The following is a 1,867-nucleotide window of genomic DNA, read 5'->3' as shown; positions in this document are numbered from 1 at the left end:
TTTTTGCGCGAGACCTCGTGGACGTAGAGATCGGGCATCAAAAGCCCCGCCACGATGCGCCCCTTCGAGCGGAAGCTCTCGCGCCTTTGCCCGCTTAGGCTGCCCGCGACGCCCTGCGCAACGGCATCCATGACGATCTCGTAGCGATCGCCCTCGCGCACGAGCCGCGTGTTTGCGCTGCCGACCGCGCCGAAAACGCCGAACGAAATCTCATATTTCGCGCTGATCGTCTCGCCCAAAAGCGCGCTCGCACACAAAATCAAAATAGCAAAAAATTTCATCTCTACCGTCCTTTCGCTTTACGGGCGCCCCATTATACGGCGCCCGTTAAATTTACGTTTTTACGCGCCGCCCGTAAAGCTCGCGCGATAATCTGCGCGGCGTTCGTAAAATTTACGCCAAAAAAGCAAAACTCGCGCCGTCTATTTCATTTTCTCCATAGCGCGATTATTAAATATCAACTGCCGCTCCTTGCCGTCGTGAAAGACCGCGCCGTGCGCACCTAAAGACACCGACTGTCGCTGCTTTTATATTTATGGCGCATATACGGCTTGGCGCGCGCTTGCCAGAAATCGGAGCGATTTTATATTTCGTGCAGGCTGCTTCGTCGCAAAGCGTGCCTGTGAATAAATCAAAATTTCATATTGTGGCTATGTTTGTACTTCGCACTAGCCGCTACGCCGTGCCCGTTAAATTTACGCTCTTTGCGTCGCTTTTATCGCATTGTGTTCGTAAAGCTCGCGTATAAAATTTGCGCCGTTCGTTGCGCTTGCTAGCTTGCACTTCCGTGAGGCGCCGTTTCGTGCCGCAAACGCAGCCGCGTCGGTTGCTAGCAAATCCGCTCAAATTTAAACGACTCGCCGCGGGTCAAATTTGTAAATTTAATCCTTCCAAAGCCACCATTTCAGCTTGGCTTTGTCGGGACGGGGCGTGCTGGCGTAGTAGCTGGCCTCGGTAAACGTAGAGGATGCACCTGTCGCTGCCGCGCCCGAGCGCCTTTGTGCGTTCTTTCGTCTCGTCCGGATCCGCGCCCTTTAGCGAAGCGATGTCAGTGTAGCCGAGTGCCAGCAGATCGGCCTCTGTCGCCTCGCCGACATAGGGGATTTTCTTAAAATCGCTCAAATTTACCTCAAATTTCTTTTAAGCTCCGCCAAGCCCGTCGCTTCGAATGAAATTTTAAATTTCATTCCTGCGCTACAAAGCTCGCTAAATTTTATCTCGCTGCTGCGCGAAGTCACCGTCCAAGTCGCGCTTTTACGATGATTTAATTAAAATTTTTTGCGCACGAACACCATGCTTAAAATTATTTTGAGTTAAATTTTACGCAAGTTTTGACGCTAAATTTGACCCAAAATCCGCTCGCAAATTTCGCGTGGGTTTTGCGCCTGATAGATCGGACGACCGATCACGATAAAATTAGCCTCCGCCTCGCGCGCAATGTCCAGATCCGCCACTCGCTTTTGATCTGCCGCGCTCTCGCCAAAAGGCCGTACGCCCGGGCAGAGCGTGATAAAATTTGCGCTCGTGGCGTCCTTTATCAGGCGGCTCTCGAACGCCGAGCAGACCATACCGTCAAGCCCCGCTTCGTAGCTCATCACGCCAAATTTGCGCACGGCGTCGTTTAAATTTTGCTCGTAAACCGAGCTAAATTCCGCCTGATCAAAGCTAGTTAGCGCAGAAACCGCAAGCACCAACGGGCGCGAAGCTAGCCTGCCCAGTCGCTCCATAACCGTAGCCATCGCGCGTTTGCCGCTACTTGCGTGCACGTTTATCATATCTACGCCGAGCTTGGCGATCTCCTCGGCGGCGTCAGCCATCGTGTTTGGGATGTCGTAGAGCTTTAGATCGAGGAAAATTTTAAAATTTC

Annotated in this window: 2 protein-coding genes and 2 pseudogenes; 1 reads left to right on the top strand and 3 read right to left on the bottom strand. The window is 52.4% G+C overall.

The window, feature by feature from the left end; translation table 11 throughout:
• Positions 1-281: pseudogene (locus Q0614_RS00805) on the bottom strand (DUF3108 domain-containing protein); the annotation flags it as partial.
• A gap of 281 nt (positions 282-562) precedes the next feature.
• Between Q0614_RS00805 and Q0614_RS00800 the strand changes: the two are divergent.
• Positions 563-748 (top strand): hypothetical protein, encoded by a 186-nt coding sequence (locus Q0614_RS00800; RefSeq protein ID WP_298785847.1) that lies wholly within the window; start codon positions 563-565, stop codon positions 746-748.
• A 133-nt stretch (positions 749-881) separates the two neighbouring features.
• On the opposite strand, the pseudogene Q0614_RS00795 reads toward Q0614_RS00800, so the two are convergent.
• Together Q0614_RS00795 and pyrF are read right to left on the bottom strand one after the other, a co-directional pair.
• Positions 882-1,122, bottom strand: a pseudogene (locus tag Q0614_RS00795) (helix-hairpin-helix domain-containing protein).
• Between the two features lie 215 nt (positions 1,123-1,337).
• Positions 1,338-1,867, bottom strand: a 530-nt coding sequence (gene pyrF / locus Q0614_RS00790) for an orotidine-5'-phosphate decarboxylase (protein WP_298785845.1), incomplete at its 5' end; no start/stop codon positions are given.

Source organism: uncultured Campylobacter sp. (assembly GCF_937997595.1).
Taxonomy (GTDB): domain Bacteria; phylum Campylobacterota; class Campylobacteria; order Campylobacterales; family Campylobacteraceae; genus Campylobacter_B.
This window is presented reverse-complemented; position numbering and strand designations above follow the sequence as displayed.